The sequence below is a fragment of the Vulcaniibacterium thermophilum genome (assembly GCF_007923255.1).
Lineage (GTDB): Bacteria > Pseudomonadota > Gammaproteobacteria > Xanthomonadales > Xanthomonadaceae > Lysobacter_F > Lysobacter_F thermophilum.
Map to the genome: position 1 here is coordinate 79,084 of NZ_VOHJ01000002.1, position 21,817 is coordinate 100,900.

The window sequence follows — 21,817 nt, forward strand, 5'->3', positions numbered from 1 at the left end:
GCGCTCTCCCATCGAACAGTCGGCCACGCGGCACGGGCCGCGGCGGAAATCCCCCAGGGGATGCGCCGTTCTAGCCCGGCCGTGCGAGGCCGGCCTGTGCCATGGGTTGGGTGCGCCTGAACGGATGCCCCGCCCGTCAGGCGAGCGCGTCGGCGGCGGCGACGATGTCCGCTTCGGACGGGATCACCAGGAACGCGGCGCCCGCCAGCGGCGTATAGGTGTCGGCGCCGACCACGCGCTTCAACGGCAGATGGCCGAGGCCGCCCTCGACCAGCGCGGTGATGATGCCCTCGCCCACGCCGGCGCTGCGGCGCCCCTCGTCGACCACGATCACGCGCTTCGCGCTGCGCGCCTGTTCGACGATGAACGCCTCGTTGAGCGGCACCAGCCAGCGCAGGTCGACCACGCGCGCCTTCCAGTCGTGCCTGCGCTCGATCTCGCGCACCGCGCGCAGGCTCATCGGCACGCCGTTGCCGAAGGTGAAAATGACCAGGTCGTCGCCGGCGCTGCCGTCCTGCGGCGCGTACACCCGGCCCTCGCCCAGCGGAATCGCGCGGTCGGGCGTCGGATAGGTCGTCAGCCAGCCGCCGTCGCCGGCTTCGTACAGGTCCTTCGTCATGTAGAGCGCGATCGGCTCGAGGAACGCGCACACGCGGCCGTCGACCTTGGCCAGCGCCATCATCGTGCGCAGCATCATCGCGGCATCGTCGCCGCGCGACGGGCAGCCGACCACCAGGCTCGGGATGTCGCGCAGCGCGGTGATCGAGTTGTCGTTGTGGAAATGCCCGCCGAAGCCGCGCTGGTAGCCCAGCGAGGCGATCCGCATCACCATCGGGTTCCGGTACTGCCCGTTGCTGAAGAACTGCAGCGAGCACGCCTCGCCGCGGATCTGGTCGCAGGCGTTGTGGAAGTAGGCGAGGTACTGGATCTCCGGCACCGGCAGCAGGCCCATGTTGGCGAAGCCCTGCGCCATGCCGAGGATCATCGTCTCGTCCAGCAGCGTGTTGAACACGCGGCGCGGGCCGAACGCCTTGTACAGGCCCTTCGTGACGGTGTAGACGCCGCCCTTCTGCGCCACGTCCTCGCCGAACAGCAGCGCCTCCGGATACTTCGCGAACAGGTCGTGCAGCGCGTTGTTGATCTGAATGGCGAGATGGCGCGGCGGCTGGTGCTCCGGCAGCTTCGCCTCGCCACCGAACGCCTGCACGCGGCGCTCGGCGTAGTCGGCGCGCGTGGCCTCGGCATTGACCGCCTCCGGCGTGTACGGCGCGAGCGGCGCGACCACTTCTTCCAGAGTCTGCAGCTTCGGGCGGCGGTCGGCCTCCTCGGCGGCGGCGAAACATTTCTTCCGCGTCGCCTCGTACAGCTCGAGGATCTCGTCCTTGCCCATCAGGCCGGATTCGAGCGCGATGGCCGCCGAACGCAGCAGCGGATCGCTCGCCTCCACCGCGCAGATCTCCTCGATCGAACGCCACTCGATCTCGAAGTCGGTGCCGGCGTGGCCCATGATGCGGGTGGTGCGCAGGTGCAGGAACGTCGGCCGGCGCGTGCGCCGGCAATGTTCCACGGCACGCTGCACCTCGCCGTAGCCCGTGGCGAGATCCAGCCCGTCGGCATAGAAGTAGTCGAGCCCTTCCATTGCCTGGAAGCGGCGCGCGATCCAGCCGCCCGGCGTCTTCACCGAGATGCCGATGCCGTTGTCCTCGCAGACGAACAGCACCGGCGCCGGCAGCTTCTGGTACGCGGTCCAGGCCGCGGCGTTGAACGCGGTCTGCGCGGTGGCGTGGTTGGCGGAAGCATCGCCGAAAGAGCAGATCACGATGCTGTCGTCCGGCACCGGAAGCCGATGGCCGATGCGGCGGCCGGCCTCGATGGCCACCGCGGTGCCCAACGCCTTCGGCAGGTGCGAGGCGATGGTCGAGGTCTGCGGCAACACCCACAGCGGCTTGCTGCCCCACACCTTGTGGCGGCCGCCGCTGGCCGGGTCTTCCTTGCTCGCCGCGAACGACAGCGCCGAATCCATGATCGGGTCCATGCCCGGCAGCTTGCGGAAGCGCTCGGCCATGAAGCCGCCGCTGCGGTAGTGCAGGAATGCGGGATCGGTATGGCGCGTCAGCCGCGCCACCATCGCGTTGCCTTCGTGACCGGAGCTGCCGATGGTGTAGAAGACCTTGTTCTGCACGCGCAGCACGCGCGCCATCAGGTCGAGGTGGCGGCTGATCAATTGCGACTCGAACAGCTCGCGGAAGCCCTGCGCATCGAGCGCGCTGCCGTCGAGGATCGCTTCGTGCGCCGCCGGCCGCGCCTCGCGCGGGCCGTCCCACTGCTTCACGAACTCGACGAAATTGGCGTCGCAGACCTCGGCGCGGTTGACGCCCTTCATGCGGGCGGGAATGGGATTGGGAACCTTGGCGAACATGTCGGCTTCTGTAGTGCGGGTCTCGACCCGCCATCGATGTGGGTGATCCGGTAACGAAGCGGCGGGACGAGTCCCGCCCTACGAGCGGTCGATCAGCGCCTGCGCGTCGGCATCCGGCGCGGGCATGGGCACGAAACCGGGCGTGGCCTGCACGCGCGCCAGCCAGTCGCGGATGCGCGGATAGGCGTCCAGCGCGATGCCGCCGTGCGGCGCGACGTGGGTGTAGGCGAACAGCGCGATATCGGCGATGCCGTAGCGCGCGCCGGTGAACCACTCGTGCGTCGCCAGATGGCGCTCCATCACGGCAAGCGCCTGGTGGCCGCGCTCGCGCAGGCGCGGCAGCTCCGCGCGCCGCGGCGAGTCGAGCGGCGTCCAGCCGCAGATGAATCGCGCCACGGCCACGTAGGGCTCATGGCTGTACTGCTCGAAGAACATCCACGACAGCGCCTGCGCGCGCTGCCAGGCGTCGTCGGGCAGGAACGGCGTGCCCTCGGCCAGCCAGAACAGCATCGCGTCCGACTCGGTCAGCACCGCGCCGTCCTCGCGCACGAGCACCGGCACCTTGCCGTTCGGATTGATCGCCAGGAACCCGGCCGTGCGCGTGCCGCCGCGCGCGCTGTCCACCTCGACCCAGCGGTACGGGCGGCCGAGCTGTTCCAGCAGCAAGCGCACCTTGTGGCAGTTGCCGGAAACGGAGAAGCCGTGAACGGTGATCACGCCGCGCTCCTTCCGCGCCGCGCCTGCCATTGGTCGCGGGACTGTCCCCAGATCTCGGTCGCGGCATCCTCGTACGGCGGCGGCAGCTTTCCGGGGCCGAGATTGCGCGAACCCAGGCGCTGCGCGAGCTTCTGCGAGGGCACGTTGGCCGGATCGATGCAGTGGATCACCGCATCCCAGCCGAGCGTGTCGAACGCCCAGTCCATCGCCGCCGTGGCCGCTTCGGTGGCGTAGCCGCGGCCCCAGGCATCGGGATGGAACGACCAGCCGACCTCGTTGCCCGGCCAGCCGTCGGGCTTCCACGGGCCGGTCTGCCCCAGCCAGCGACCGGTGCCCTTCTCCTCCACCGAGAACATCGCGAAGCCCTGCACCACCCACGCGCCCGGCATCTGCAGGAAGCGGCGCCAGGCGGCCGCGCGCGGCAGGTGGCCGCCGATGTAGCGTGCGGCCTCCTCGTCGCCGAGCAGCTCGGCGTAGCGCTCGAAGTCCTCGATGCGCGGCACGCGCAGGATCAGGCGCTCGGTTTCGATGCGGATGTCGAGGGTCACGCGAGGCTCTCCGAGACCTTGTCCGATGAGGCGGTTGCAACGATGCCGCTCCGCCGCTGCCCTCACCCTGTCCCTCTCCCGCAAGCGGAAGAGGGGATGCCGTGGTGGTGAGCCGTCGCCTGTCTCTCCCGCATGCGGGAGAGGGGCTCGGCGGGATCGCCCCCGCGGCCGGGGTCAGAACGCGTTGATGCCGGTCAGCTCGCGGCCGACCACCAACTGGTGCACCGTCTCGGTGCCCTCGTAGGTGATGACCGATTCGAGGTTCAGCGCGTGGCGGATCGCGCAGTGTTCGACGGTGATGCCGGCGCCGCCCAGCAGGTCGCGCGACTCGCGCGCGATGTCGATCGCCATGCGCACGTTGTTCCACTTCGCCAGCGACACCTGCGTCGGCTGCATGCGGCCGGCGTCCTTCAGGCGGCCGAGCTGCAGCGAGATGAGCTGCGCGGCGGTGATCCGGCGCGCCATGTCGGCCAGCTTGAGCTGCGCGGCCTGCGTCGCCGCGACCGGGCGGCCGAACAGGATGCGCTCCTTGGAGTAGCGCAGCGCCTCGTCGAGGCAGGCGATCGCCGAGCCGATCGGGCCCCAGGTGATGCCGTAGCGCGCCTGGGTGAGGCAGCCGAGCGGGCCCTTGAGGCCCTTCACGTTCGGCAGCCGGTTCGCCTCCGGCACGCGCACGTTGTCGAAGTAGAGCGCGCTGGTGACCGAGGCGCGCAGCGACATCTTGTGCTTGATCTCCTGCGCCGCGAAGCCGGGCATGCCCTTCTCGACCACGAAGCCCTGGATGCCGTCGTCGGTCTGCGCCCAGACGATGGCGATGTCGGCCAGGTTGCCGTTGGTGATCCACATCTTGGCGCCGTTGAGGACCCAGTCGCCGCCGTCGCGGCGCGCGTGGGTCTTCATGTTGGCGGGGTCGGAGCCGCCGTGCGGCTCGGTCAGGCCGAAGCAGCCGATGATCTCGCCGCGCGCCATGCCGGGCAGCCAACGCTGGCGCTGCTCCTCGGTGCCGTAGGCGTAGATCGGGTACATGCACAGCGAGCTCTGCACCGAAACGAAGCTGCGGATGCCGGAATCGCCGCGTTCGAGCTCCTGGCAGATCAGGCCGTAGCTGACCGCGTTCAGGCCGGCGCAGCCGTACTGCTCGGGCAGCGAGGAACCGAGCAGGCCGAGGCTGGCGATCTCCGGGATCAGTTCCGTGGGGAAGCGGCCCTGCTCGAAGCACTCGCCGATGATGGGAAGCACGCGCTCGTCGGTGAAGCGGGCGACGGTGTCCTGCACCGCGCGCTCCTCTTCGGTCAGCAGCGAGCGCACGTCGTACAGGTCGTAAGGGTTCAGGGCCATGGCGGGTTAAGGGGACAAGGGCGGCAAAGTGCGCCATTGTAATCCGCCGCCTCCGCCCGCGCCGCCGGAATGGAAAAGGGGCCGGTCGCCCGGCCCCTCGGATGTCCGCTGCGCGCGCGGATCAGCCGCGCGGATCGCTGGACGCCACCGCGGCGGTACGCACCACCACCTCGCCGTCCACCACCGGCAGCCGCGGGCCCGGGCGCTCGTCCATGCGCACCGTCTGCTGCTGGCCCTGGTAACGGTAGGTGACGTCGTAGCCGACGATCTGCTCGCGGCTGCCGAGATGGATGCGGTTGCCCGGCTTGCCGTCCACGCGCATCGTGCCGGTGGTGCCGTCCTCGTTGCGGTAGGTCACGTTGTAGCCGACCACGCGGGTGGAGCGCGAGGTGTCGGTGATCGTGCGGCACTGCCGTTCGGTGCGGCTGACCACGCGGCCGCCGACATGGTTGCGGTCGACGCGGTTGCCGATGTACCCGCCGGCGACCGCGCCGGCGGCGGTGGCCGCCTTGCGGCCGTTGCCGTCGCCGATCTGGTTGCCGACCAGGCCGCCGATGATCGCGCCGGCCACCGTGCCGCCGACGTTGCCGTCGCGCTCCGGCAGCCGCTCCTGCACGACCACGTCCTCGCACACCTCGCGCGGCGCGCTGGTGGTGCTGGTCTCGCGGATCGGCTCGCTGCCGATCACGCTGGCATAAAGCGGCCGGGTTTCGGTGATCGGGCGCACGTCGAGCACGTCGGCGTAGTCCAGACGCGGGGCGGCCAGCGCGTCGTCGCGCGGCGCGTCCACCGCGACGGCGGACGCGGGCGCCGCGGCGGGCATCGCGTTCGGGGCATCGTCGGTGCGGAAGCTGTTGTAGGCGGCGACGGCGACGCCTCCCACCAGCATGGAAGCCAACACGGCGGCGAGCATGTTCCTGTTCATGCGGACTCCTCAGTGGGCGCGTCGGCCCTGCTTTCGACGGCGAGGATTCCAGCACCGGCTGGCTGAACGCGTGCGTTATTTTTTCGTCACGTCTGACTGACGCGTAAACACGTCACATCGCGCGGCTGTTAGCCTTCACGCATCCCGTCGAGGGCGCCGTCATGGCCTATCCGCTGCTCCAACCGTTCCTGCGCTGGGCGAGCCGGTTGCGGCATCCCACGCTGTTCAAGCTGACCGCCGCGATCTTCGTGATCGATATGCTGGTGCCGGATCTGCTGCCGTTCGCGGACGAGGTGCTGCTCGGCCTGGCGACGATGCTGCTGGCGAACTGGAAGGACCGGCGCGCCGCCGCGCCGCAGGTGGAACCGCCGCGCCGCTGATGCTGGTCGACACCCACTGCCATCTCGACGTCGAGGAATTCGACCGCGACCGCGAGGCGGCGATCGCGCGCGCGCGCGATGCCGGCGTCGCGCATCAGATCGTCCCCGCGATCGAGGCGGCGACCTGGCCCCGGTTGCGCGAGGTATGCGCGATGGACTCGGGACTGCATGCGGCCTACGGCCTGCACCCGCTGATGCTCGAGCGCCATCGCGAGGAGCACCTCGACGCGCTGCGCGAGTGGATCGAGCGCGAACGCCCGGTGGCGATCGGCGAATGCGGCCTGGATTACTACGTCGAGGGGCTCGACCGCGAGGCGCAGATGCGCGTGTTCGTGCGCCACCTGGAACTGGCGCGCGAGTACGCGCTGCCGCTGGTGGTGCACGCGCGGCGCGCGGTGGAGGAAACGATCCTGGCGATCCGCCGCGTGGGTGGGGTGCGCGGCGTGGTGCACAGCTTCTCCGGCAGTCCCGAACAGGCCCGGCAGTTGTGGGATCTTGGGTTCGTGATCGGCCTCGGCGGCCCGGTCACCTATCCGCGCGCGAACCGGCTGCGGCGGCTGGCGGCGACGATGCCGCTCGACTTCCTCGTGCTGGAAACCGACGCGCCCGACCAGCCCGACGCCGACCATCGCGGCGAACGCAACGAACCGGCGCGCCTTCCGCACGTGGCGCGGGCGATCGCCGCGCTGCGCGGTTGCGATCCCGCGGAGGTGGCCGCCGCGACGAGCGCGAACGCGTGCCGGTTGTTCGGTCTGCCCGCCGCCCGCACCGACGCGTAAGCTGGAGGCCCGTCGCGCGGAGTCCGTCCATGCGCCTGCTCGCGTTGGTGCCGATCCTGGCGATCCTCGCCGCCTGCGCGGGCGCTCCGCCCCGTCGCGATGCCGCCGACCCGGAGGCGCTGCTCGAGCGCGCCATCGCCGCGGCCGGCGGCGAGCGCGCGCTCGATCGCGCGCGATCGCTGTCCTGGGAAGGCGAAGCGGAGGTGCACGCGGGCACGACCACGATCCCGCTGCGGGTGCGGACGCGGGTGCGTCCGTTCGCCTCCGCGCACTCGACCTCCTGGCGCCGCGACGAGACACCGCCGCGACCGCGCCAGATGCGCATCGACGCGACCGGCGGCGAGCTGGTGCTGCCCGACGGCACGCGGCGGCCGATGCCGGAGCCGATGCTGCGGCACGAGCGCGCGCAGTTCGCGGTGTATGGGCTGATGCGGCTTCTGCCGTTGCGCGAGGCGGGCGTCAGGCGCGCGCCGCTGCCGCCCGATGCGCAGGGGCGGCCGGGCATTCGCGTCGAGCATCCGCTGGCGCCGCCCGCCGATCTCCACTTCGCGCCGGACGGCCGCCTGGCCGTGCTGACGAACCGTGTGCCCGCGGCGGACGGCAACGGCGAGGTGACGCAGCGCTTCCTGTTCGACGGCACGGTCGAGGCCGCGGGCGTGCGCTGGCCGCGCCGGCTGCGCATCGAGCACGACGGCGCGCCCTACTTCGAACTGCGCATCGAGCGGTTCGAGGTTTCACCGTAGCCGCGACAAGGACCGGCGCGGCGCGGCGTCGTCGCGTTCCGGCGGCGCCTCCCGCAGCAGCGCCTTCAGCCGGAGCGCGTTCTCGATCGCGTGCGCATGCGCGGTGTTGTCGAAGATGCACCACACCGGACGACCGCGCCGCGCATGCGCACGCAAGGCTGCGGCGAGCGCGCGCAGGCGGTCGTCGTCGTACGCGCTGAAGTAGATCCGCGGCGAGCCGTGCCATCGCCAGTAGTGCCAGCGGCCGTGGCCGCCGGGCACCGCGGCGTCCTGCGGACGCGGCGGGTCGGCGGCCACGCGGGCGACGGCGTGGCGCGCCCAGAGCGCGTCCACCCGCGGTTCGTACCAGCTCGGATGGCGCGGTTCGCAGGCCACCGGCGTGCGCGGGAAGCGGCGCCGCAGCACCGCGAAGAACGTGTTGGCGACGCGCGCCTCGTACGCCAGGCTCGGCGGCAGTTGCACCAGCAGCCCGCCGAGCTTGCGCCCCAGGCCCGCGACCTCGTCGGCGAAACGCGCCAGCGCATCGCCGGCGCGCACGAGCCGCGCCTCGTGCGTGACGGCCTTGGGGACCTTCACCGAGAAGCGGAAGTGCGGCGGCACCTGCGCCGCCCAGCGCTCGTACGTCTGCGGCCGATGCGGCCGGTAGAAGGACGAATTGATCTCGGCCACGTCGAGGCGGGTGGCGTAGCGCGCCAGCGCGCTGCCGCCGTCGTCGAACAAGACGGCGTGGCGCGTGGCGATCGACCAGCCGGCGCAGCCGATGCGGATCGCCGGTGCGGAACGGGATGGCATGCGACCAACGCTGCGGGGCGGCTCGGCAGCGACGCGTGAAGCCGCCGGCGTGCAAGGACCGTGTCGCGCTGCACCGGGCGACGCTGGAAGCGCCGTCACAGAGCTGACCGAACGACGCGCGCCGCACACGCGTTCGCTCCGCGTCATGCACATGTCGCAGACAAACGTTATGCAAGCGTTATCCGCCATACGCGGTGGCGCATCGCATCCGGACTCGACGGCGTGCGCGATGCGGCCACCGCAGCGGGGGCCGCGTGTCCCGGACACGCGGATCGCAACAGCAGCAGGCGGCGCATCGCCGCCAAGGAACACATCCATGTCTTTCCTGCAGCGCGGAACCCGCGGGCTGGCCCTGGCGGGTCTGTCCGTGGTGGCCCTTGGCGTACTCGCTTTCGCGGGCGCGCCTCGATCCCACCCAGGCACGCACTCCGCGTCGACGGCCGAGCCGCCTCGGGCCTCGTTCGCCGCGTCGCCCGCGATGTCGGCCGGCGCGCAGCCGCGGCCGCTGGCGCTCGATCCGCTGCTCGCCGGCGCGGATCCGCTCATCGTCGAACCGCGGGTGCCGCGCGCGGCGGGCACGCCGTGCGTGGTCGAGCTCGTGCGCAACAGCGGCTTCATCCGGCCGAACTTCGCCGAGCCGTTCTTCTTCCTGCCGCCGGCCGGCTGCCCCGGCCCGTGGGCGAAGGTGGTGCTGGCGGTGGAGCTGAGCGGCCCGCGTCCGCCGGATGCGCCGTCGGCCAACATCGAAATCCGCTTCGACGGCGCGTTGCCGGGCGATCCGTCGCCGGGCTCGATCTTCGTCGGCGCGCCGCAGGAACACGACGGCGTGCCGGTCTGGCGGCTGGAGCGCGACGTCACCGACTACGCCGCGCTGTTCACGCGCGCGCAGACGGCGTACCTCATCGCCAGCGACGACAACTCGATCTACGAGGACGGCTATCTGCCGATCGGCGCGCGCGCGATCAAGCTGCTGTTCTATCCCGCCAGCGCGCAGACGCCGGCGCCGCGCGTGGCCGACGCGGTGTACGCGCTGCCGGCGCAGCACTGGACGGACGGCACCCCGCGCGCCGCGGCGACCCTGTCGTTGCCGCGCAACATCGAGCGCGCGTATCTGGACGTCACCGCGCAGGCGCTCGGCGCGCAGCGGTTCTGGTACGGCTGCGTGCCGCAGGCGATGGCCGCGGCCTACCCCACGCTGCGCAGCAAGTTCGCGCTCGGCGACGCGCGCGCGCGCCGGCGCACGCTGCCGCAGGGCTGCGTGGGCGGCAGCTTCCGCGAGGTGGAGGTGCGCATCGACGGCCAGCGCGCGGGACTGGCGCCGATGTTCCCGTGGCTGCCGAGCAATCTGCACGAGCGCCATCCGGGCCTGCTCGACGGCGTCGCCCCGAGCACGCAGGCGCTCAACTTCCTTCCGTTCCGCGTCGATCTGTCGCCGTTCGCGGCGCTGCTGAGCGACGGCACGCCGCATACGATCGAAGCGGTCGTCGTCGCCTCCGAACCGGCCGGCTACGCGCACGTGTCGGCGCAGTTGCTGCTGCATCTGGATCGCGGCAGCGTGCAGGTCACCGGCGGTGTCGTGCGCAACACGCTGGCCGACCAGCCGGCGCGGCCGCAGGTGACCAGCACGCTCGCCGCCGCCGACGAGACGGTGCAGGGCGAACTTGCGACCACCGCGCGGAGGCACTACGTGATCGAGGGCGTGGTGCGGACCTCGCGCGGACGGCTGCGGCACACGGTGGTGCAGACGCAGGCGTTCGCCAACCGGCAGATCCTGGCGGTCACGGGCCCCGACCCCGATACGCTGTGGTTCGACGACCCCTACAAGCACGACTATCTGCAGAAGATCCGCCTGTCCAGCACGGTGGACCGCGTCAGCCGCAGCACGCGCGACGGGGTCGCGATCAGCGAGGACCGCGAGTACTTCAGCTATCCGCTGCTGCTGGACTATCGCCACGCCGGCCTGCTGGTGCCCGGCGAGTTCGGCGATACGTTCCTCACCTCGATCGTCAGCGCGCGCGCGCACCAGGCGCGCGGCCTGCGCGCCACCCATGTGCGGCCGGGTATCGCGCCCTACCGCACGCAGGTGTCGGATGCGTTCGATGCCAGCCAGACGTGGAAGCCGGTCGACGGCCAGCCCGCCGGACGGCGCACGGGGTGGCAGAGCCGGCGCGATTACCTGTTCACCGACAGCTACGGCAGTTGCTACAGCGCGACGCTCGCCACCGCCGACGGCGCGCTGGTGAGCCGCACCCGCGGGACGAAGTGCCCCGGAGGCCGCAACGCGCTGCGCTGGTTCGCGCGGGGCGACGGCGCGCCCGACGGCCTCGGCTGGGCGCCGGCGAACTGATCCGGCCGGCGGGTCGGCGCCCTCCCGCGCACGGAGGGCGCCGCGGGGGCACGGGCCTGCCGGCGCGCACGCCCTACCGATCGCGGCGTGCAGGCCCTATCTTCGCGCGATGATCCCGTCCCCCCTGCCCCCGGCGCCGGGCCCGCGCCGCCGCGCGCGCCGCACCGGCGCGCTTCGCATCGCCCAGGTTCTGCTGCTGGTCGCGGCCATCCTGACAACCGCCTGCGAACGCAGGCCGAGCGGGCCCTCGCCCGACGAGGTGCGTGCGCAGATCGCCCGCCTGCTGCCCGGCTACGTCGCCGACCGCAAGGGCTGGGCGGTGGACATCTACGCCGCGTTCGCCGCGCTCGACATCGAGCCGAGCGCGCAGAACATCTGCGCGGTGCTGGCCGTCACCGAGCAGGAGTCGAACTTCAACCCGCATCCGCCGGTGCCGGGGCTCGGCCGCATCGCGCGCGCCGAGATCGAGCGCCGCGCGCAGCGCATCCACGTGCCGGCGCTGGTGGTGCGTGCCGCACTGCAACTGGAATCGCCCGACGGTCGCACCTGGGAACGGCGACTGGCCGCGGTGCGCACCGAGAAGGAGCTCAGCGATCTCTACGAGGAGATGACCGACACCGTGCCGCTCGGCCGGCGGCTGCTCGCCGGCGCCAACCCGGTGCGCACCGGGGGGCCGATGCAGGTGAGCATCGCCTTCGCCGAGCGTCACGCCGGCGCCGAACGCTACCCGTACCCGGTGCAGGGCTCGATCCGGCACGAGGTGTTCACCCGTCGCGGCGGCATGTACTTCGGCATCGCCCACCTGCTCGACTACCCGGCGCCCTACGACAGGCCGCTGTACCGGTTCGCCGATTTCAACGCCGGCTGGTACGCCAGCCGCAATGCGGCCTTCCAGAGCGCGGTCGCGCGGCTGGCCGGCGCCGCGCTGGATCTCGACGGCGATCTGGTCCACCACCGCGACCGCGACGTGGTCGGCGCCACCGAGCGCGCCCTGCGCGCGCTCGCGCCCCGGCTGCAGATGACGGAAGCGGAGATCCGCGACGCGCTGGAGATCTCCCACGGCCCGCGTTTCGAGCGCACCGACCTGTACCGGCGCGTGTTCGAACTGGCCGACCGCAAGGCGGGGCGGCCGCTGCCGCGCGCGCTGGTGCCCCGCATCCGCCTGCAGAGCCCGAAGATCACCCGCAGGCTGACCACGGCATGGTTCGCCGAACGGGTGGAGGGCCGTTACCGCCGCTGCATGGCCAAGGCCCGCTCCGGGCGGCGCTGATCCGGGCGTTTTGACACGGTCGTCACGGAAAGCGAATCCGGTTACGCTGGGGCCTTGCAAAAGGAGCGCGCGTCCGGTGTCCCTCCGCCCTTGCCTGACAGCCTGCGGGCTCGCACTGGTCTGTGCGGGCGCCTGGGCGCAGACACCGTCGCCGGGCGCGCCGCCCTCCCCGCCGCCGAACCGCGACGCACCGCCGCCGATCGTCGTCCTGCAGCCTCCGCCCCCGCCCGCCGACCAGCCGGCCCCGGATGGCGAGCCGCCGCGGCGCCGACCGCATCCGGCCGTGGTCGCCGCCGAGGCCGCCGCGCGCGAGGCCGCCGCCGAGGCCGAACGGCGCCGCGCCGAACGCGAACGGCGCGAACGCCTCGCCGCGACGCCCCCGCCGGCGGCTCGCACGCCTCCTCCGGCCGCCAGCCCGGACGCGAACGACGCCAGCGACGGCCACGCGGTCCTGGCCTGGAGTCTCGGCCTTGCGGCGCTGCTGTTCGCCTGGTGGGCATGGCGCCGCGCGCACCGGCTGGCGCGGGAGAAATCGCGCCTGGACCGCGAGCGCCGACGGCTGCGGACCGCGCACGAGCAGCTGCGCGAGCAGTCCGCGCATCTGCAGCAACTGGTGGTCAACGATCCGCTGACCGGCACCCTCAACCGACAGGCCTTCACCAAGGAACTGCGCGAACGCGCCGATCTGTGCTCGCGGATCCGTCGTCCGCTCACGCTGGTGGTGTTCGACCTGGATCACTTCAAGACGATCAACGACCGCCACGGGCACCTGGTCGGGGATGCCGCGCTCAGGCTGGTCGCGGGCGTGGTGCGCCGCCATCTGGACAGCGAGGACCTGTTCGGCCGCTTCGGCGGCGACGAGTTCCTGATCGCCTGTTCCGACCAGGCGCCGGACGAGGTGGTCGCGCTGCTGGATCGCATCCGCCGCGCGGTGGAAACCGAGGCCACGCGCCACGAGCCGCCGCTGCCGGACCTCTCGCTCAGCATGGGCGTGGCCCACGCCGCCGACGAGAACGACTACGTCGCCACGGCGCTGTTCGCGCGCGCGGACGCCGCGCTCTACGCCGCCAAGCGTCAGGGCCGCAACCGCGTGGTGGTGGCCGACGACGCGCTGCCGCGCGTCGCGGCGGACACCGGCCGCCACCTCTGAGCGCCACGCAGGACGCGCCGCTCACCGCCCGGCTGCTACAAGGCCGCGGTCGTCTCCCTGCAGGAACGGGATGTCCACGCTGCGCATCGCCACCTTCAACGTCAACGGCATCCGCCGGCGCCTGCCGCATCTGCTGCAGTGGCTCGCGCGCGAGCGCCCGGACATCGTCTGCCTGCAGGAGCTGAAGGCCACCGACGACGCGTTCCCCGCCGACGAGATCGCGGCCGCCGGCTACGGTGCGCGCTGGCACGGGCAGCGTTCGTGGAACGGGGTGGCGATCCTCGCGCGCGACGCCGAGCCGCTGGAGACGCGGCGCGGGCTGCCGGGCGATCCGGACGACAGCCACAGCCGCTATCTGGAGGCGGTCGCGCACGGCGTGATCGTCGGCTGCCTGTACCTGCCGAACGGCAACCCGCAGCCCGGCCCGAAGTTCGACTACAAGCTGCGCTGGTTCGAGCGTCTGATCGATTACGCCGCCACGCTGCTGGCGACCGGCCACCCGGTGGTGCTCGCCGGCGACTACAACGTCGTGCCGACCGACGAGCTGGACATTTACGACCCGCGCTCGTGGAAGCGCGACGCGCTGCTGCAGCCGGAGAGCCGCGAATGCTGGCGCCGCCTGCTGGCGCAGGGCTGGACCGATGCGCTGCGGGCGCAGTATCCGACGCAGCGCATCTACACCTTCTGGGACTACTTCCGGCAGCACTGGGAACGCGACGCCGGCCTGCGCATCGACCACCTGCTGCTCAGCCCGTCGCTGGCCCCACGCCTGAAGGCGGCCGGCGTCGACCGCTGGGTGCGCGGCCTGGAGGGCGCCAGCGACCACGCGCCGACATGGGTCGAACTCGCCGAGGGCGCCGCGGCGGCGGCGGACAAGCCCGCCGGGACCTCGAAACCCCGCGCCCGACGGGCCACGAAACGCACCGCCGAAGCCGACGCCCCGCGCCGCGCCCGCAAACTCGAGGCATAGGGCGCACCGACGAAGCCCGATGCCCTTGCCGAACGGGGGAGAGGGACGAAAGGGACACGGGCCACATCTGCCACGTCGTCGTGTGCTCCCTCTCCCCCAACGGCCCCGCCGTTTGGGGGAGAGGGTCGGGGTGAGGGGGCCCGCGCGACGCCGCAACCGCCCACGTCCCCGCGCGCCTGCGGCGCCCCCCTCACCCTGCCCTCTCCCCCGCAAGCGGGGGAGAGGGACGAAAGACACGGCCACATCTGCCACGTCGTCGTCTGCTCCCTCTCCCCCAACGGCCCCGCCGTTGGGGGAGAGGGTCGGGGTGAGGGGGCCGCGCGACGCCGCAACCGCCCACGTCCCCACGCGCCTGCGGCGCGCCCCCTCACCCTGCCCTCTCCCCCGCAAGCGGGGGAGAGGGACGAAAGACACGGCCACATCCGCTATGTCGTGGGCAGCCGCCCCCTCAGAGCGCGCGCAGCCGCGTCCGCAACAGGTCGAGCCGGAGGTCGCCCGCCGCGCCCGGCGAGACGCGCGCGCGCAGGCTCGCCTCGGGGTCGCCCTCGGGCCAGCGCGCCGGATCGGCGGCGAGCCGGTAGGCATCGCGGAACGGCATGCCCTGCCGCGCCAGATCGACGGCCAGATCGGTGGCGAACATCGAACGGTCGAGCCCCGCGCGCATGGGGTCCGGCTTCCAATCGAGATTGCGCAGCAGGTCGGGCAGCAGCGCAAGCGCCCCCAGCCCGCGGCCGAACGCATGCACCAGCGCGCCCTTGGTGAACTGCAGGTCGCGGTGGTAGCCCGACGGCAGCGACAGCACCTGTTCGATCTCGGTCCGCGCGGCGGCGACGCTCGCGTAGCTGGCGCGCATCAGTTCGACCACGTCGGGATTGCGCTTGTTCGGCATGATCGAGCTGCCGGTGGTGTACTCGGCCGGCAGCGCGACGAAGCCGAATTCGGCGCTGGTGAACAGGCTGAGGTCCCACGCCAGCCGGCGCAGGTCGAGCAGCGCCATCGCCAGTGCCTCGATCGCCGCCAGTTCGAACTTGCCGCGCGAGAGCTGGGCGTAGGTCGCGGCCACCTGCATGCGCGCGAATCCGAGCCGCTGCGTGGTCGCCTCGCGCGGCAGCGGCAGGTTGACGCCGTAGCCGGCCGCGCTGCCGAGCGGATTGGCGTCGACCCACGCCCGCGTCTGCCGCGCCCGCTCCGCATCGTCGATGAACGCCTCGGCCCAGCCGGCCCACCACATCCCCGCCGAGGACACCACCGCGCGCTGCAGATGCGTGTAGCCCGGCATCGGCAGCGCCTGCTCGGCTTCGGCGCGGGCGAGCGCGACCTCGGCGCATTCGCGGCAGAGCGAGGCGAGCTCGTCCAGCCGCGCCTTCAGCCACAGGCGCGTGGCGACCAGGATCTGGTCGTTGCGGCTGCGGCCGGTATGGATGCGGCGGCCGGCATCGCCCAGGCGCTCGGTCAGCCGCGCCTCGATCGCGGAATGGCCGTCCTCGAAACGTTCGTCCAGCACGAAGCGGCCGGCGCGGAAGTCATCGGCCAGCACATCCAGTTCGCGCTCGAGCGCCTCCAGCTCGTCCGCGCCGAGGATGCCGATCGCCGCCAGGCCCGCCGCATGCGCGCGGCTGGCCTCGATGTCGTGCAGGAAGAACGCGCGGTCGAGCAGCACATCCTCGCCCGCGAGGAAGCGCTGGATGCGCGCATCCACCTTCACGCCGGGCTTTTGCCAGAGCAGGTCGGTCATGTCGTTCTCTCGAAATCAGCCACGGCTCGCACGGCTGGACACGGATCGGGACGAACCGCATGCCTCGGCGTCCGCGTTCATCCGTGTCGACCCGTGGCGCCAAACATTCACACCGCAATCCCGGCGAACTCGTCCAGCCCGAACGCCAGATTGAGGTTCTGCAACGCCTGCGTCGCCGCGCCCTTCAGCAGGTTGTCGAGCGTGGCCACCACCACCAGCCGGCGGCCGTCGGCCGATACCGCGAAGCCACCCAGCTCGGCATGGTGCCGGCCGGCGATGCGGCTCACCCACGGCGCGTCCTCCTGCACCCGCACCAACCGCTCGCCGGCGTAGTGGGCGCGGTAGCGCTCCAGCGCCTGCTCGCGCGTGGTGGGTTCGGCCAGATGTAGGTTCACCGTGACCGTCAGCCCGCGGAAGTGCGGCGCGACGTGCGGCATGAACTCGATGGTCTGCCCGAGCTGATGCGCCACCTCGCGCTCGTGCACGTGGCCGGTGAGCGCATACGGCATCAGGTTGTCGCGCAGCTTGTCCGGATCGTTGCGGTCCGACGGCGTGGTGCCCGCGCCCGACCAGCCCGACACCCCGAAGCACTGCACCGCCCCCTCCAGCGCGTCGCACAGCGGCGCGATCGCCAGTTGCATCGCGGTCGCGTAGCAGCCGGGATTGCTGATGCGGCGCTGGCCGGCGTAGTGCGCGCGGGTGAGTTCCGGCAGGCCGTAGTACCAGGACGGATCGAAGCGGTAGTCGGCGGACAGGTCGACGATCACCGGATGCGCGCCGGCGTCGTCGAACGCCGCCACGCACTCGCCGGCCTTGCCGTTCGGCAGCGCCAGCACCACCGCATCGGCACCGAAGCGCGGCAGGTCGGCGTGCGAGGGCGCGTCGTAGCGCAGCTCGCCGCGGTAGGCGTCGACGTGATCCGCCACGCGCTGCCCCACCCGCTCGCGCGAAGACACGAACGCCAGCTCGAAACGGGGATGGCCGGCGATCAACCGGATGAGCTCGGCGCCGACGTAGCCGCGCGCGCCGACGATGCCGATGCGGATGGGGTCAGCCATGGCGATGCCGCTCCAGCTTGGCGAGAAGGTTCCGCTTCACCACGGGCCACTCGGTGTCGAGGATCGAGAAGTAGACCGAATCGCGCAGCGAGCCGTCGCGATGGCGCATGTGGTTGCGCAGTACGCCGTCCTGCCTGGCGCCCAGCCGCAGGATGGCGGCGCGCGAAGCGTGGTTGTGCGCGCTGGTCTTGAAGCCGACCGCGACACAGCCCAGCGACTCGAACGCGTAGCCGAGCAGCAGCAGTTTCGCCTCGGTGTTGAGCCCGGTGCGCTGCACCCGCTGCGCGTACCACGTGTAGCCGATGTGCAGGCGCGGCGTGCGCGGGTCGAGCTCGTAGAAGCGCGTGCTGCCCACCACCTCGCCGCGCGCGTCGCGCACCGCGAACGGCAGCGCGCGGCCTTCGCGCTGCATCACCAGCGCGGCTTCGACGTAGGCGACCATCGCGTCCGGTTCGGGCACATTGCCGTACCACGCCTTCCACAGCTCGCCGTCACGCACCGCCTCGGCGAGCGCGGGCGCATGCTCGGCACGCAGCGGTTCGAGCGCGACGTGCCCGCCGCGAAGCTGCGGCGGTTCGGACCAGGCGGCGGTCGTGTCCATGCTCAATCCTTCAGGGTCGCCGGGCGCTTCCGGCAGTGCTCGACGCAATGCAGGACCGCGTCGACCGCGCCGATGCCGTACCAGAACACCTTCCATTGCGGCTGCTTGATGCAGCCGTCCGACTCGGCGTAGTAGAACGGATTCACCGGATTGCCGTGGCGCGAACGCCAGAACAGTTGCGGCGTCTCCTCGCGCATCACCTGCCATACCGCGCGGCCGAGGCCCTCGCCCTGCGCCTCGTCGAGCACGGCGAACTTGTCGAGGTACGGAAAGCCGCTCTCCTCGGTCAGGATCAGCGCAGCGCGGTAGTTCTCGCTGACGTAGGCGCGCAGCAGCCGGGTGCGTTCGAAGTAGTCCGGCAGCAGACGGCGGCCGAACGCCGACTCGATCAGCCGGCGCATGCGCTCCAGGTCGAGCTCGTCCCACGACGTCGCGCGCTGCACGCGCTCGCCGCGGCGCACCAGCGTGCCGGATCCCTTGTGGGTGAACAGCTCCTTCGCCAGCTCCGCCGGGCGGGTGATCGACACCGAGGAGGTCAGCGGCAGGCGGTCGAGCAGGTCCTTGATCTGCTGCAGCTTCAGCCGCATACCGCCGCTCACCCACGGCTGCGCCATCAGATGTTCGTACTCGGTCGACAGGTTGATGGAGTCGATCACGCGGCCGTCGCCGTCGAGCAGGCCGCCGGTGCCGGTCAGGAACACGATCTTGTACGGCTGCAGCACCTGCACCAGCTCGTTGGCGGCGAAATCGGCATTGACGTTGAGGATCTGTCCCTGCGGCGTTTCGCCCAGGCTTGCGATCACCGGGATCGAGCCGGCCTGCAGGCTGGCCTCGATCGGCCCGAGGTGCACGCGCTTGACCTCGCCGACCAGGCCGTAGATGTCGCGGTCGAGATAGTCGGCCTCGAACACGCCGGCGACGATCGAGGTCGCGCGCGTGTCGTTCGCCTGCAGCGCTTCCACCAGCTTGAGGTTCTGCGCGATGAACACGCGCCGCACCACCGCCAGCGCCTCCGGCGTGGTGACGCGCAGGCCGTCCACGGTGCGCTTCTCGATGCCCGCGGCGGCCAGTTCCTCGTCGAGCTGCGGCCCGGCGCCGTGCACCACGATCGGCGTCAGGCCGACGTCCTGCAGGAACGCGAGCGAGGAGGTCAGCGCTTCGAGATCGTCGCGCAGCACCGCGCCGCCGACCTTCACCACCGCGAAGCGCTTGGCGTCGAGCTGCGAGAAGCGCTTGAGGTACTGCGAGATCTCCTTCGCGCTGGCCATGCTGGAGAGCAGGCGCACGATGGTCTGGCGGGTCTGGATCTTGTGTTGCGTCACGTGCGTTCACCCAGGATGCGGACGAGCGAGTGCGCGTAGCGTTCGAGCTGGTCGAGCGCCACCCACTCGTCGGCGGTGTGGGCCTGGGCGATGTCGCCCGGCCCGTAGACGATCGCCGTCAGCCCCGCGGCGGAGAACAGCGAGGCTTCGGTCCAGAAATCGACCGCATTGCCGACCGGCAGGCCGAGCTCGTCGGCGAGGTCGCGCGCGGCGAGCCGGCGCGTCTCGGCTTCGGCGACATCGCCGGCGGGAAGCGGCGGGCCACGGAACGTTTCCTCGTACCGCTCGAGCGCCTCTGGCGCCGCGCAGGCGCGGAAGCGCGCGTGCAGTTCGTCGATGTCGTGCGACGGCAGCGGACGGAACCCGAAGCGCACCTCGGCGCTGGGCGCGATCACGTTCGCCTTGATGCCGCCTTCGACCTTGCCGATGTTGAAGCGCAGGCTGGTGAGACCGCCGAAGCGGCGATGCGCCTCGGCTTCGACCGCATCGAGCGCGCGCGCGCCCCAGCGTATCGCGTGGTGCAGCGCGTTCGCGCGCAGCGCATCGGCGCCCGAGGCATGTCCCGCCTGCCCGCGGAAGCGCAGCAGCACCGAGCTGATGCCGCGGTGCGCCAGCACGGCCTCGCCGCGCGTGGGTTCGGCGACGATCGCCTCGCGGAAGCCATGATCCTGCGCGAGGAAGGCCGCGATGCAGCGCGCGTCGTTGGCTTCTTCGTCGGTCGAGAACAGGAACGCGGCGTCGCCCTCGGTCGCCGCGGCGGCCGCCAGCAGGCCGGCGGCGGCGCCCTTGATGTCGCAGGCGCCCAGGCCGATCGCGCGGTCGCCGTGCACGCGCAGGCGCAGCGGGTCGGCGGTCCACGCTTCGGACGACGGCACGGTGTCCAGGTGCACGTTGAACACCCGCGTCGGCGCACCGCGCACGGCGAGCAGCGATACCGCGCCGGCACCGTGGTCGCGCAGGTCGAAGCGGAAGCCCGGCAGGTGCGCGCGCAGGTAATCGAAGATGCCGCCGGTGCCGATCGCCCGCGGCGGATTGCGGGTGTCGAACGCCACCAGCGCTTCGAGATGGCGGAGCACCTCAGCCCGCATGGCGGACGCTCCGTGGCAGCGAATACTTCGACCGCCCGCGTGCTTGAACAAAGCGGCCGAGCGAGCGACGGGACTTCCCGCCGCGCACGAACACCCCCTCTCCCCCAACGGCCCCGCCGTTGGGGGAGAAGGTTGGGGTGAGGGGGCCACGCGACGCCGCCACCGCCGACGCATGCACGCGCGCCTGCGGCGCGCGCCCCCTCACCCTGCCCTCTCCCCCGCACGCGGGGGAGAGGGGAACGAAGGGGCTGCCCGAACGACGGGACTTCCCGCCGCGCACGAACACCCCCTCTCCCCCAACGGCCCCGCCGTTGGGGGAGAGGGTCGGGGTGAGGGGGTCACGCCAGGCCGCAACTCGCCCGCTCATTTGCGGTTGACCTCCGCCCACAACGTCGAGCTCATGCCGTACAGGCGGATGAAGCCCTCGGCCTCGGCCACGCCCCAGTCCGCCGCCTGCGCGTAGGTGGCGCCGCGCGCATTGAGGATGTGCGGCGAGCGCACTTCCACCGCCTGCACGCTGCCGCCGTGCGTCTCCAGCACCACCTCGCCGTTGACGCAGCGCTGGCTGGAGGCCAGGAACGCTTCCAGATCGGCCTTGAGCGGATCGTGGAAGAAGCCCTCGTACACCAGCTCCACCCACTTGCGCGCGACCTCCGGCTTGAAGCGGTTCTGCTGCTTGGTCAGCACCGCCTCCTCCAGCGCGCGATGCGCCACCAGCAGCGCGGTCAGGCCCGGCGCCTCGAACACGATCCGGCCCTTCAAGCCGATCGTGGTGTCGCCGGTGTACAGACCACGGCCGACGCCGTACTGCGCGAACATCGCATTGAGCTTCGCCAGCAGTTCGTGGCCCGGCATGCGCAGGCCGTCCAGCGCGACCGCTTCGCCCCGCTCGAACGTCAGCACCGCGCGCAGCGGCTGCATCGGCCATTCCGCGCGCGGCTTGCACCAGCCGCGCGCGCCCTCGCCCGGCGCTTCCCAGCGGTCGATCTCGCCCCCGGACATGGTCACGCCCAGCAGGTTCTCGTTGATCGTGTACGCCTTCTGCTTGGCGCGCACGCCGAAGCCGCGCTCTTCCAGGTAGCGCTGCTCGTAGGCGCGCACCTCGGTGTGTTCCTTCTGGATCTCGCGGATCGGCGCCACGATCTCGTAGTCGCCCAGCGCCTTCACCGCGAGGTCGAAGCGGACCTGGTCGTTGCCCATGCCGGTGCAGCCGTGCGCGATCGCGCGCGTGCCGAGCTCGGCGCAGCGCGCCAGCGCCGCCTCGACGATCAGGTAACGGTCCGACACCAGCAACGGGTACTGGCCCTGGTAGCTCTCGCCGGCCCACACGAACGGCTTGACGAAGCCGTTCCAGATCGACGGCCCGCCGTCCACGGTGACGTGCGAGGCCGCGCCCAGCTCCTGCGCGCGCGCTTCGATGTAGGCGCGCTCGTCGGCATCGACGCCGCCGGTGTCGGCGAACACCGTGTGCACGCGCCAACCGCGCTCCTGCAGGTACGGGATGCAGAAGCTGGTGTCGAGGCCGCCGGAGAAGGCGAGGACGATGTCGTTGTGGACGGGAATCGGGGATGGGGAATCGGGAATCGGAGTGGAAGACATGGGCAATCTCTGGAGGAAGTGTCAGCGTGGGGCGGG

General features: G+C 71.8%; 19 protein-coding genes. 7 read left to right on the forward strand and 12 right to left on the reverse strand.

Features of this window, described 5'->3' with window-relative positions:
* Positions 1–136: 136 nt before the first annotated feature.
* The 5 genes from FQY64_RS01500 to FQY64_RS01520 all read right to left on the reverse strand — a co-directional run bounded on the left by FQY64_RS01500 (position 137) and on the right by FQY64_RS01520 (position 5,947).
* Positions 137–2,419, reverse strand: coding sequence for a thiamine pyrophosphate-dependent enzyme (locus FQY64_RS01500; RefSeq protein ID WP_146471936.1), 2,283 nt, complete (start codon positions 2,417–2,419; stop codon positions 137–139).
* A 78-nt stretch (positions 2,420–2,497) separates the two neighbouring features.
* Positions 2,498–3,166, reverse strand: a complete 669-nt coding sequence (locus FQY64_RS01505; protein WP_146471937.1) for a glutathione S-transferase family protein — start codon at positions 3,164–3,166, stop codon at positions 2,498–2,500.
* Complete coding sequence (locus FQY64_RS01510; RefSeq protein WP_146471938.1) at positions 3,133–3,684, reverse strand: GNAT family N-acetyltransferase; 552 nt, start codon at positions 3,682–3,684, stop codon at positions 3,133–3,135. Before FQY64_RS01510 ends, FQY64_RS01505 begins: the two co-directional genes overlap by 34 nt.
* 174 nt (positions 3,685–3,858) lie before the next feature.
* Entirely contained in the window at positions 3,859–5,022 is a 1,164-nt protein-coding gene (locus FQY64_RS01515) for an acyl-CoA dehydrogenase family protein (RefSeq protein ID WP_146471939.1), read from the reverse strand.
* A 121-nt stretch (positions 5,023–5,143) separates the two neighbouring features.
* Positions 5,144–5,947 carry a glycine zipper 2TM domain-containing protein gene (locus tag FQY64_RS01520; protein ID WP_276508303.1) on the reverse strand — a complete coding sequence of 268 codons (804 nt, stop codon included), beginning with the start codon at positions 5,945–5,947 and terminating at the stop codon, positions 5,144–5,146.
* Between the two features lie 161 nt (positions 5,948–6,108).
* Between FQY64_RS01520 and FQY64_RS01525 the strand changes: the two genes are divergently transcribed.
* From FQY64_RS01525 to FQY64_RS01535, 3 genes are read left to right on the forward strand one after another with little or no spacing between them, the layout of a single operon-like run.
* Entirely contained in the window at positions 6,109–6,327 is a 219-nt protein-coding gene (locus FQY64_RS01525) for a DUF6116 family protein (protein WP_146471940.1), read from the forward strand.
* Positions 6,324–7,106, forward strand: a complete 783-nt coding sequence (locus tag FQY64_RS01530; protein WP_146471941.1) for a TatD family hydrolase — start codon at positions 6,324–6,326, stop codon at positions 7,104–7,106. The genes FQY64_RS01525 and FQY64_RS01530 overlap by 4 nt, the downstream gene beginning before the upstream one ends.
* Positions 7,107–7,135: 29 nt before the next feature.
* On the forward strand, positions 7,136–7,849 hold the full coding sequence (locus tag FQY64_RS01535; protein ID WP_146471942.1) for a hypothetical protein: 714 nt from the start codon (positions 7,136–7,138) through the stop codon (positions 7,847–7,849).
* On the opposite strand, the gene FQY64_RS01540 is transcribed toward FQY64_RS01535, so the two are convergent.
* Positions 7,841–8,641: a DUF72 domain-containing protein gene (locus FQY64_RS01540; RefSeq protein ID WP_146471943.1), complete on the reverse strand. Its 801-nt coding sequence runs from the start codon at positions 8,639–8,641 to the stop codon at positions 7,841–7,843. The genes FQY64_RS01535 and FQY64_RS01540 overlap by 9 nt on opposite strands.
* 478 nt (positions 8,642–9,119) lie before the next feature.
* On the opposite strand from FQY64_RS01540, the gene FQY64_RS01545 reads away from it, so the two are divergent.
* From FQY64_RS01545 to xth, 4 genes are all read left to right on the forward strand, one after another.
* Positions 9,120–10,988 (forward strand): peptide-N4-asparagine amidase, encoded by a 1,869-nt coding sequence (locus FQY64_RS01545; RefSeq protein ID WP_186760821.1) that lies wholly within the window; start codon positions 9,120–9,122, stop codon positions 10,986–10,988.
* A 109-nt stretch (positions 10,989–11,097) separates the two neighbouring features.
* Complete coding sequence (locus FQY64_RS01550; RefSeq protein ID WP_146471945.1) at positions 11,098–12,258, forward strand: DUF1615 domain-containing protein; 1,161 nt, start codon at positions 11,098–11,100, stop codon at positions 12,256–12,258.
* 283 nt (positions 12,259–12,541) lie between these two features.
* Positions 12,542–13,408: a GGDEF domain-containing protein gene (locus tag FQY64_RS01555; protein WP_146471946.1), complete on the forward strand. Its 867-nt coding sequence runs from the start codon at positions 12,542–12,544 to the stop codon at positions 13,406–13,408.
* A 70-nt stretch (positions 13,409–13,478) separates the two neighbouring features.
* Positions 13,479–14,378: an exodeoxyribonuclease III gene (gene xth, locus FQY64_RS01560; RefSeq protein ID WP_146471947.1), complete on the forward strand. Its 900-nt coding sequence runs from the start codon at positions 13,479–13,481 to the stop codon at positions 14,376–14,378.
* A 448-nt stretch (positions 14,379–14,826) separates the two neighbouring features.
* On the opposite strand, the gene argH is transcribed toward xth, so the two are convergent.
* The 6 genes from argH to FQY64_RS01590 form a co-directional block, all read right to left on the reverse strand.
* Positions 14,827–16,113, reverse strand: coding sequence for an argininosuccinate lyase (gene argH / locus FQY64_RS01565; RefSeq protein WP_146471948.1), 1,287 nt, complete (start codon positions 16,111–16,113; stop codon positions 14,827–14,829).
* A gap of 107 nt (positions 16,114–16,220) precedes the next feature.
* Positions 16,221–17,171, reverse strand: a complete 951-nt coding sequence (gene argC / locus FQY64_RS01570; RefSeq protein WP_146471949.1) for an N-acetyl-gamma-glutamyl-phosphate reductase — start codon at positions 17,169–17,171, stop codon at positions 16,221–16,223.
* Entirely contained in the window at positions 17,164–17,772 is a 609-nt protein-coding gene (locus FQY64_RS01575) for a GNAT family N-acetyltransferase (RefSeq protein WP_146471950.1), read from the reverse strand. The genes argC and FQY64_RS01575 overlap by 8 nt, the downstream gene beginning before the upstream one ends.
* Positions 17,773–17,774: 2 nt before the next feature.
* On the reverse strand, positions 17,775–19,040 hold the full coding sequence (locus tag FQY64_RS01580) for an acetylglutamate kinase (RefSeq protein WP_229814969.1): 1,266 nt from the start codon (positions 19,038–19,040) through the stop codon (positions 17,775–17,777).
* A 50-nt stretch (positions 19,041–19,090) separates the two neighbouring features.
* Entirely contained in the window at positions 19,091–20,182 is a 1,092-nt protein-coding gene (locus FQY64_RS01585) for an acetylornithine deacetylase (protein WP_146471952.1), read from the reverse strand.
* Between the two features lie 363 nt (positions 20,183–20,545).
* Positions 20,546–21,781 (reverse strand): argininosuccinate synthase, encoded by a 1,236-nt coding sequence (locus FQY64_RS01590; protein WP_146471953.1) that lies wholly within the window; start codon positions 21,779–21,781, stop codon positions 20,546–20,548.
* Positions 21,782–21,817 lie beyond the last annotated feature (36 nt).

Bases quoted from the DNA above. Each gene is read 5' to 3' on its own strand.
- FQY64_RS01535 (WP_146471942.1), top strand. From the start codon at position 7,136: ATGCGCCTGCTCGCGTTGGTGCCGATCCTGGCGATCCTCGCCGCCTGC.
- xth (WP_146471947.1), top strand. From the start codon at position 13,479: ATGTCCACGCTGCGCATCGCCACCTTCAACGTCAACGGCATCCGCCGG.
- FQY64_RS01500 (WP_146471936.1), bottom strand. From the start codon at position 2,419: ATGTTCGCCAAGGTTCCCAATCCCATTCCCGCCCGCATGAAGGGCGTC.
- FQY64_RS01525 (WP_146471940.1), top strand. From the start codon at position 6,109: ATGGCCTATCCGCTGCTCCAACCGTTCCTGCGCTGGGCGAGCCGGTTG.
- FQY64_RS01590 (WP_146471953.1), bottom strand. From the start codon at position 21,781: ATGTCTTCCACTCCGATTCCCGATTCCCCATCCCCGATTCCCGTCCAC.
- FQY64_RS01545 (WP_186760821.1), top strand. From the start codon at position 9,120: ATGTCGGCCGGCGCGCAGCCGCGGCCGCTGGCGCTCGATCCGCTGCTC.
- argC (WP_146471949.1), bottom strand. From the start codon at position 17,171: ATGGCTGACCCCATCCGCATCGGCATCGTCGGCGCGCGCGGCTACGTC.
- argH (WP_146471948.1), bottom strand. From the start codon at position 16,113: ATGACCGACCTGCTCTGGCAAAAGCCCGGCGTGAAGGTGGATGCGCGC.
- FQY64_RS01580 (WP_229814969.1), bottom strand. From the start codon at position 19,040: ATGGCCAGCGCGAAGGAGATCTCGCAGTACCTCAAGCGCTTCTCGCAG.
- FQY64_RS01550 (WP_146471945.1), top strand. From the start codon at position 11,098: ATGATCCCGTCCCCCCTGCCCCCGGCGCCGGGCCCGCGCCGCCGCGCG.
- FQY64_RS01540 (WP_146471943.1), bottom strand. From the start codon at position 8,641: ATGCCATCCCGTTCCGCACCGGCGATCCGCATCGGCTGCGCCGGCTGG.
- FQY64_RS01505 (WP_146471937.1), bottom strand. From the start codon at position 3,166: ATGGCAGGCGCGGCGCGGAAGGAGCGCGGCGTGATCACCGTTCACGGC.
- FQY64_RS01515 (WP_146471939.1), bottom strand. From the start codon at position 5,022: ATGGCCCTGAACCCTTACGACCTGTACGACGTGCGCTCGCTGCTGACC.
- FQY64_RS01585 (WP_146471952.1), bottom strand. From the start codon at position 20,182: ATGCGGGCTGAGGTGCTCCGCCATCTCGAAGCGCTGGTGGCGTTCGAC.
- FQY64_RS01520 (WP_276508303.1), bottom strand. From the start codon at position 5,947: ATGAACAGGAACATGCTCGCCGCCGTGTTGGCTTCCATGCTGGTGGGA.
- FQY64_RS01575 (WP_146471950.1), bottom strand. From the start codon at position 17,772: ATGGACACGACCGCCGCCTGGTCCGAACCGCCGCAGCTTCGCGGCGGG.